An 8,882-nucleotide genomic window follows, 5' to 3' on the forward strand; every position below is an offset into this window, starting at 1 on the left:
CACATTACCGAGCAGCATATGGATCAGGCCGTGCGGCTTATCAAGCGCTGGCTTGCAGACAAGGAATAAGCAACCCCGAGCAGCCTAGTGCGGATCTCGGTGAAGGAGTAGGGAGATGGAGTTGACCGGCAAACAGCGTACTGCAGTGCTGCTGCTCGCCATGGGCGACAAATTCACGGCTGACGTGTTCAAACGCATGGACCGGCAGGAAATAGCCGACATCTCCAGAGCTATCGTTGAATTGGAGCCTGTGCCGCGCGAAACAGTCGAAGAAGTGCTGCGCGAGTTCCACGAATCGCTGGTTGAAGGCGTGGATATGATCACGGGCGGCAGCGACACGCTGAAACGCCTGCTGGTCAAAAACCTTGATCCTGAAACCGCCAAGTACGTTATGGACTCCCTGAGCCTTGAAACCGGCCCCGCGCCCTTCCGCGAGCTGGAATCGGTCAGCCCCAAGCTGCTTTCACAGATTTTGCGCAACGAGCATCCGCAAACCCTGGCCTTGATCATTGGTCACCTGCATCCGGATCAGGCCGCCAATTTATTGACAAACCTTCCCGCGGGCGTGCGCGCCGAGGTGCTCATGCGCCTTGCGCGGCTTGAAGCCGTGCCGGAAGAAATGCTCATGGAAGTGGACAAGGTGCTCACAAGCCAGCTTATCGCCATGGGCGGCAAGGAAGGCAAAAAAGTGGGCGGCGTGCAGTCTGTGGCAGAAATTCTCAATGCCGTGGACCGCGCCACCGAAGAAGAAGTGCTCTCCGAAATCGAAGAAGATTCCGCGCAGATGGCCGAAGATATCCGCAACCTCATGTTTGTCTTTGAGGATTGCAAGAATATTGACGACCGTGGCGTGCGCGAAATGCTGAAGGAAATTTCCAACGAAGATCTCACCCTGGCCCTGCGCGGGGCCAGCGACGACCTCAAGGAAAAATTCTTCAAGAATATGTCGGAACGCGCGGGCAACATGATCCGCGAAGAACTGGAATTCATGGGTCCGGCCAAACTCTCGGACGTGGAGTCGGCCCAGCAGAATGTCGTCAAGATCGTGCGGCGGCTTGAAGGCGAAAACAAGCTTGTCATCAGCCGTGGCGCTGGCGACGTGTTTGTGTAGCGGCCAGCCGCAGAATCTGTAACCATCGGAATCGGGCATGGCGTCAGACGAGTTGCGCAAAAAATGGGGCACCATCTTCATGGGCGAGCGCGAGGCTACACCTCAGCAGCTTGATGCCATGCAGGAACCCTTGCTCCGTGAGCGCGTCCAGCACCTGCAGCAGGAGGACTATCTTGCCCGGGTGCGCGCCAGGGCCGAGGAACGCGCGCGCGAGATTCTTGGCGCAGCCTATGCCGAAAGGCAAAAGGTGCTGGAAGAGGCCGGGGCCGAGGCTCAGGCCCGCGTGGAGCAGTTCACGCGCGAAGCCAAGGAGCTGAAGGCTCAGGCGCAGGCAGAACTGGCCGAGGCCGAGACCGAGCATGGCAAGGCCCGCGATTTGCGCGAAGAAGCGGAGTTCATCCGCAGCAACGCGCATAATGAAGGCTTTCAGGCGGGCATGGAGCAGGCCGGGGCCGAGCTTAAGGAGTTCCGCATTGATGTGGGGCAGATGCTCGGCAACATGTTGCGCGCTCTTGAGGCGCAACGCCTCAGCCTTGGCGAAGCCTGGCGCGATGAGCTGGCAGAACTGGCCCGCGTGGCCGTTGAGGCCGGAACCGGCTGGATTTTGCAGGCAGAGCATCAGCGCATTTTGCAGAATCTGGTCTTTGGTTCACTGCAATTGCTGGAAGACCGCGCCACCGTGAGCATCCGCGTGCATCCCGATGACGAGGATACCGTGAGCGACCTGTTTCGGGCCGCCCGCGAGCGTGTGCCCGAGCTGAGCCAATGGATCGTGAACGGCGATCCTTCTGTTGAGGCTGGCGGCCTTGTGGCCGAGAGCGTCAGCGGTTCTGTGGAGAATCTGCGCGGGCATTACCGCGAAATGGTCAACGGTATTCTGGAGCATCTGACCTTGCCGCCGCGCCCAGAGGAAGAAAGGGCTGGGGAAGAGGTGAGCGCCACGGCTGCGCGTGAATCTGCGCGGCTGACGCAAGTCGTGCCGGAGGCTGCCCCTGTGCCGGAACCCGCGCCTGCGGAGGCGGCTGAAGCGTTGGCAGTGCCAGCAGATGGAGTGGAACAGCCGGAACTCCTGCCAGAACATCCGGCTGAAACTCTGGCGGCTGAAGGCTCGCCGGAATCCGGGCCGGAATTTTCGCACGAATCTGCACCCGGTATGGCCCCAAATGCGCAGCCCGAGCAGGCCGCCTTTGCCGGGCAGGATGACGCTGGCCTCGCTCATGACGAAATTTTGCCCGCATCCGGGCCTGATGATATGGTTGCAGCCCCTGAATCTTTTGAGCAAGGGCTGGAACCTGCGCCAGCTGATGTTGCCGCACAGCCTGATGCCGCAGTTCCTTCTGCCAATGCCTCGCCCGAAATAATGCAGGATTCCATGCCGGAATCCGGAGTGCAGGCAGGCGCGCAAGTTGCGGAATCATCCCCGGCCCCGATGGCGCAGCCTGATGACGGCATTGAAGGGCAGCCCGCTCAGGCGCAGGCCCCGCAGCCTGCCCATGCTCAGGCAGCGGAACACAATGCCAATCCCAGCCTTGCCGAGCTTGAGGACGAGCTCTTTCCCCTGCCGGAAGAGGAAAAGGAACACGCCTCGCAATCTTCTTCCAGCGTCTTTGTCAGCGGGGGCTTTCTGCCCGGCTCGGGCAACGGCCAGCCGGGGTAGCCAGCCATGAAGCTTGACCCCGATTCCTGCATAAAGCTGCTCAAAACAAGCACGCCAGTACGCCTCTACGGCAAGGTCAACAAGGTCGTGGGCCTTGTGGCCGAGGGCAGCGGTTTGCGCGCGCCCCTTGGGGCCGTATGCCATATGCTGCCCGATGAAGGAGACGACGGCATCGCCGCCGAAGTTGTGGGCTTTCGCGAAGGCAATCTGCTGTTCATGCCCTATGGCGACATGCGGGGCATCCGCCCCGGCAGCCGTATCCGCAACACAAGTCTCCCCCCGGTGTTCCCGGTAGGGCCGGATTTGCTCGGCCGCGCCTTTGATGCCTTTGGTACCCCGCTGGATGCCGGTGCGCCCATAAGCGCGGAACTCTACGTTTCGCCCCTGCCTTCGGGGGAAAGCTCCAGAGAAGATTTTCTTCGCCAGCAGGAAGAGCAGCGCCCCTTTGTGCCCCACTGGCTCGAGGAGGCCCGCAAACACTGGAATCCAGAGCTGGTGCCCATCTATGCCGATCCGCCAAGCCCCCTGCAACGCCCGCGCATTACCGATATTCTTGATGTGGGCGTGCGCTCGGTCAACAGCCTGCTGACCCTTGGCAAGGGGCAGCGCGTGGGCATCATGGCCGGGTCGGGCGTGGGCAAATCCACGCTCATGGGCATGATGGCCCGCTATACCCGCGCTGATGTCAACGTCATTGCCCTCATTGGCGAACGCGGGCGCGAAGTTGTGGAATTTATGGAGCGCGACCTCGGCCCCGAGGGCATGGCCCGCTCCGTGCTGATTATCGCCACGTCAGACCAGTCTCCTCTTGTGCGTATGCGCGCGGCCTATGCCGCCACGGCTGTTTCAGAATATTTCCGCGACAAGGGCATGGACGTGCTGCTGATGATGGACTCCGTAACCCGTTTTGCCATGGCTGCCCGCGAAGTGGGGCTGGCCGTGGGCGAGCCGCCCACCACCAAGGGCTACACGCCTTCGGTTTTTGCCCAGTTGCCCAAGCTGCTGGAGCGGGCGGGGCGTTCCGCCAAGGGAACCATCACGGGGATTTATACCGTACTTGTGGACGGCGACGACTTTAACGAGCCCATCGCCGACTCCGTGCGTTCCATCCTTGACGGGCATATTGTGCTTACCCGCGACCTGGCTGACCAGGGGCATTTCCCCGCCATTGACGTGCTGCGTTCCATCAGCCGTCTGCGTTCCGACATTTGCGACCGGCAGGATGTTCTCGCGGGCCGCGTTGTCACCCGCTGCATGAGCACCTTCCGCCGCGTGGAAGACATGATCAATATTGGTGCCTACGCCAAGGGTTCCAATGCGGAGATTGACGCAGCCATTACCAAGATGCCGGACATCAACGCCTTTTTGCGGCAGGATGTGGGCGAACCCCAGTTTGTGGAGATGTGCATGGCCCAGTTACGCCTTCTGGCTGATATGGGCGATGACCAGCAGGGCGAGGCGCAAGGCAATCCGCAGGGCGGCATGCCTGTGCCGCAACAGCCCAACGGCGTTGCACCGCTGTAGTTTTATCCATAATTTTCTTTTCCACATTTGTTTTTTTTGAGAATGGGAATTCTGTCACATGCGGCTTGAAGGCGGCTTAGTGCTGTGCTAGGTTCAATGTGTAACTGCTGGCGCTGCGCGGTTTTTCGCGTTGTCGCAGGTTTACAGCCTTATCTTGTGGAGCCGCCATGTCCCTGAGCCGTCTGTTGGGCTTTTTAACGCGAGGCGCCCGCCGGGGCGACGAAGCCGTTTCCTCTTCTTCCGTCAGCGCGGCGGAGGAAGCCCAACGCTTTTTTGCCTTGCGGCACCACTCCTTCCGCCTGTTTCTCACGGCATGGAACGCCTTTCAGGAAACCATGACCGATCTGGAGTACACGCTTTGCTGCGATCATCCTTTTGGCCTGTATCGCGTGCGTGCGCTCTGCACCTCTATGGCCACACAGGTTTTTCAGTGCATCAAGCAGCTTGAGCGGCTTGACCCCGCGCCTTGCCCGGCCCTCTACGCACGCTTTGGCGAACTGCAAAAGCTGGTGGCGGAAGAAGTGTACGAGCCGGAAGCCTGCCTGCTCGGGCCGCTGGTTGTTCCCCTGTGTCAGGACGATGCCGGATGCCTGGCCGCTCTGCACAGCGAGGGTCGGGTGCTGGTGGATCCGGCAACCGCCCGGCTTGAAAAACTGCGCCCCATTTTCCCCGGTGCTGTGCCGCAGGGCTTTGTGGTCACGGCGGCGGGGTGCCAGCACTATTTTCAGAGCGGCGACCTGCAAAGCGAGATCAACCGCTGCATTCAGGCGGCTGGCGGCCTGGCCCCCAACCATCTGGCGCGGCTTTCCAAAAAGCTGGGCGCGCTGGTGGAGGGAACCCCCCTGCCGGAAGACCTTGCCGCTGCCATCCTTGAGCAGGTGCAGCGTTTGCGCGGCCTTTGCAACAAACCCATGCAGCTTTTGTTGCGCGGGCGCGTATGGCCGCCTGACGCTGGCGAGGGCGAAGGCTGCGGCGTCGTGCTGTGGGGGCCGCCTGTTTCATTGCAGGCGCATGACGATGATATTTTGCGCGCGGTGCGCGTAACCCTGTCCAGCAAGCAGCGCGCTCAGGCACTGGTATACCGCCGTGCGCGCGGGCTGACAGAAGGGGGGGCTGGCGTCTGCCTCACCTGCATGGCGGTGGATGAGGGATGTTTTGGCGGCATTGCCCAGTCCTCCGCGCCATTGACCCCGCACAGCGAAAACGTGCATGTCTACGGATGCGCGGGCCTGCCGCAGGAGGTGGAGTATTCCACCTTGCCGGTGGACGCCATAAGTGTTTCGCGCGCGGCGCCGCACACGGTGACAGACCGCCGGCCCTATAAAGCCAAGCGTCCGGTGCTGGACGATGCCACTGCCATACGTGCCGCAGAACTTGCCCTCGCGGTGGAAGAAGCCGCCGGAAGGCCCGAGGTGCTCACCTGGGTGTGCAATCCCGAGGGCCGGGTTTTTATGCTTATGGCGCGGCCCATGTCCTTGCCGCAGGAGGAAGAACCCGCCTTGCCGGAGCCTGCCAAGGCCCTGGACGATGTCCTGCTGCTGGAGGGTGGATTTACGGTCAATCCGGGCCGCGTATCCGGCCCTGCCTGGGTGGCCCGCCGCTGGGAAGACGCGCGCAGGTTCCCCACTGGCGGCATCCTCGTGGTACCGGACGATAATTACATATGGGGTTCGCTCATTGACCGCGCCGCCGGGATTGTGGCGGAGCGCGGTTTTCAGGGATCGCGGCTGGCTTCGCTGGCGCGGGAGTTCGGAAAACCCGCAATCTTTGGCCTCAAATGGGCCACGGAAGTGGTGGAAAGCGACCAGCGCATCACCCTTTGCGCAGACCTGTGCACCGTGTACGAAAACCGGCAGGATTCCCTGTTGCCCAAGATACCTCCGGGCAAGGACTACATGCCCGGCAGCCCTGTATACCAGATTCTGCAAACCGCCTCCCGGCGCATTCTGCCCCTGACGCTCGAGGTGGACAGCGTGGACTTCAAGGCGGCCAACTGCGCAACATATCACGACATTGTGCGCTATTGCCACGAAAGGGCAGTGAGCGCCATGTTCAGCCTTGGCTCGGAAAAAAAGTACGCCCCGCAGCGCATCAAGCAACTGCGCGACAAGGTGGTCAAGCAGTTCTGGGTGGTCAACCTCAGTGATGGATTTGTGCGTACCCCCAACGGGCCTGTCATTGACGTGGAAGACATTGCCTCGCTGCCCATGCTGGCCCTGTGGCAAGGCATGAACGCCCACCCTTGGCAGGGGCCGCCGCCTGTGGACGGCAAGGGTTTTCTTTCTGTGCTTTTTGAGGCCACAGCCAATCCCAATCTGGACCCTGCCGCGCAGACGGCGTATTTCACTGAAAAAAATTATTTTCTTATCTCCAGCGATTATTGCAGCCTGCATTCCCGCTTTGGCTTCCATTTTGTTTCGGTTGAGGCGCGCCTTTCGGAGCGCACCAGCGAGAATTATCTGAATTTTCAGTTGCGCGGCGGCGCTGCCGACATTGAGCGCCGTATTCTGCGGGTGCGCTTTGTGGCCGATATCCTTTGGGAATTCGGCTTTTCACCCGTGGTGCGCAACGATGCCGTGAGCGCCACGCTCAAGGATATGGACAAGGAAGAAGGCGAACGCCTGCTGGCAGTGGCAGGGTATATGACCATCCACACCCGCCAGCTCGACATGATCATGCAGGACCCAGGCCAGGTTGCGGCCCGCCGCAAGGAAATGCTGGCCCACTGCCGGGCGCTTTTCAGGGGAGAATCCCTGGCTGGCGTTGCTGATTCTCCATCCCAGGAGGCCCGTTAATGTCGTCCACCGTGCCTGCATCCCACCGAGGCTACAGGGCAATTTACCGCCGCGTGCTGATAACGCTGCTGCTCATGGCGCTCACGCCGCTTGCCGCTCTGGGGATGTTTTGTCTGGACAGGCTCAGCGCCATCTATGACGAAAAAATTACTGCGGGTATTGAGGCTGTCATCAGCAGCAAGCACCGCGCCCTTGATACCTTCATGGTGGAGCGCATCGCGCAGGTCAAAAACCTGGCCTTCACCCACCCGTATTCTGACTTGAGCAACCCTGCGCGCCTGAGCGAAATTTTCTCCGTGCTACAAAGCAACAGCCGCTCGTTTGTGGATCTTGGCATCATCGGCATGGACGGCCGTCATGTTTCCTATGTGGGGCCGTTTGACCTGCGGGACGCCAATTATTCGGAAGCGCCCTGGTTTTCAGAAGTGGTGCGCAAGGGCGTGTACGTCAGCGATGTGTTCATGGGCTACCGGCATGTGCCGCATTTTATCATTGCCGTGTTGCGGCACGAAGGCGGGCGCAGCTACATCATGCGCGCCACCATTGACATGGACGCCATCGACGCCCTGCTGCGGCGCATTTATTCCGGGCCGCATAGCGACGCTTTTATTGTAAGTAATAACGGTATTTTGCAAACGAGTTCACGTTTTTACGGCGAGATCATGGGCAGCTTTGCCCTGCCGCAGGAGAACCTGACCCGCAACAACGTTGTGACCATGCATGCCACCATACCCAGCGGCGAAGAAATGGTGGTGGCCATGATGCGGCTGGATTCCATGCCCTGGGTGCTGGTGGTCATGGATGATGTGCGCGACAGCCTCAAGCCCCTGCGGCAGCTCAAGGCGCTGATACTCTTCTTTACCCTGCTTGGCGGCGCGCTGACCTGCATGGGCGCGGAGCTGTGCACCCGGCGGCTTGTGGCTTCGCTTGAAGCTTCGGATCAAAAGCAGGCCCATATTGACGCGCGCATGTTGCAGTCAAGCAAGATGGCCGCACTGGGCAAGATGGCGGCTGGCGTGGCGCACGAGGTCAACAATCCCCTGATGCTCATTCAGGAAAACGCGGGCTGGATACGCGACCTGCTGGACGATGAAGACCCGTCAACCATGAAGAATTACAAAGAGATTTTTGACAGTACGGAAAAAATCGAGCAGCACGTCAAGCGCGCCAAGGGTATCACCCAGCGCATGCTGGGCTTTGGGCGGCGCATGAATCCGGGCCGCACGGAAATTCTTATCAGTTCCCTGGCCGATCAGGCCGTGGAGATGCTCAAAACCGAAGCCGCCAACCGCAATATCGCCATCGTGCGGCAGTACGATGCGCATGTTCCCGTAATTTTGTCCGACCCGGCACAGCTTGAACAGATATTCATCAATGTGATAGACAATGCTATTGATGCCATGGGCAAGAATGGCACCCTGACCGTCAGCACGCAGCCCTGGCGTACTGGAGTGCGCGTTTCCTTTACCGATACAGGGCCGGGCATGGATCAGGAAACCCTGCGGCAGATTTTTGACCCATTCTTTACCACCAAGAAGGTGGGCGAGGGCACGGGGCTTGGCCTTGCCATCTGCTACACCATTCTTGAAAAGCTCGGTGGGCGCATAGACGTGCAGAGCGAGCTTGGGCACGGCACCACATTCAATATTTTTCTGCCTGCGGAACCGCCGCAGCTCGCGCCTGAAGAAAGCGCAGAAGCATAATACCACTAGGCGGCCCCAATGGGGCATGCTGCCATATGAAGGAGGCCTCCATGCGCGCATTGTTTGTGGACGACGAAGTGGAATTTCTGGAA

5 protein-coding genes are annotated in these 8,882 nt (G+C 60.3%); all 5 read left to right on the forward strand.

From position 1 onward, the window contains the following. Nucleotides 1-115 precede the first annotated feature (115 nt). The 5 genes from fliG (at nucleotide 116) to VEZ52_RS04430 (ending at nucleotide 8,790) form a co-directional block, all read left to right on the forward strand. Nucleotides 116-1,111 carry a flagellar motor switch protein FliG gene (gene fliG, locus VEZ52_RS04410; protein ID WP_240824569.1) on the forward strand — a complete coding sequence of 332 codons (996 nt, stop codon included), beginning with the start codon at nucleotides 116-118 and terminating at the stop codon, nucleotides 1,109-1,111. Between the two features lie 37 nt (nucleotides 1,112-1,148). Then, nucleotides 1,149-2,768 (forward strand): FliH/SctL family protein, encoded by a 1,620-nt coding sequence (locus VEZ52_RS04415; protein WP_324835709.1) that lies wholly within the window; start codon nucleotides 1,149-1,151, stop codon nucleotides 2,766-2,768. 6 nt (nucleotides 2,769-2,774) lie between these two features. Then, on the forward strand, nucleotides 2,775-4,292 hold the full coding sequence (locus VEZ52_RS04420; protein ID WP_324835710.1) for a FliI/YscN family ATPase: 1,518 nt from the start codon (nucleotides 2,775-2,777) through the stop codon (nucleotides 4,290-4,292). A gap of 167 nt (nucleotides 4,293-4,459) precedes the next feature. Further along, entirely contained in the window at nucleotides 4,460-7,087 is a 2,628-nt protein-coding gene (locus VEZ52_RS04425) for a PEP/pyruvate-binding domain-containing protein (RefSeq protein WP_324835711.1), read from the forward strand. Next, the gene (locus VEZ52_RS04430; RefSeq protein WP_324835712.1) at nucleotides 7,087-8,790 is read left to right on the forward strand and encodes a sensor histidine kinase; all 1,704 of its coding nucleotides are present in this window, start codon (nucleotides 7,087-7,089) and stop codon (nucleotides 8,788-8,790) included. The genes VEZ52_RS04425 and VEZ52_RS04430 overlap by 1 nt, the downstream gene beginning before the upstream one ends. The last annotated feature ends 92 nt before the right edge of the window (nucleotides 8,791-8,882 follow it).

The sequence above is a fragment of the Desulfovibrio sp. genome, from assembly GCF_035644575.1.
Taxonomy (GTDB): domain Bacteria; phylum Desulfobacterota; class Desulfovibrionia; order Desulfovibrionales; family Desulfovibrionaceae; genus Desulfovibrio.

Excerpts from the sequence above, each read along its gene's own strand:
- VEZ52_RS04430 (WP_324835712.1), top strand. The coding sequence starts at position 7,087 with ATGTCGTCCACCGTGCCTGCATCCCACCGAGGCTACAGGGCAATTTAC.
- VEZ52_RS04415 (WP_324835709.1), top strand. The coding sequence starts at position 1,149 with ATGGCGTCAGACGAGTTGCGCAAAAAATGGGGCACCATCTTCATGGGC.
- VEZ52_RS04425 (WP_324835711.1), top strand. The coding sequence starts at position 4,460 with ATGTCCCTGAGCCGTCTGTTGGGCTTTTTAACGCGAGGCGCCCGCCGG.
- fliG (WP_240824569.1), top strand. The coding sequence starts at position 116 with ATGGAGTTGACCGGCAAACAGCGTACTGCAGTGCTGCTGCTCGCCATG.
- VEZ52_RS04420 (WP_324835710.1), top strand. The coding sequence starts at position 2,775 with ATGAAGCTTGACCCCGATTCCTGCATAAAGCTGCTCAAAACAAGCACG.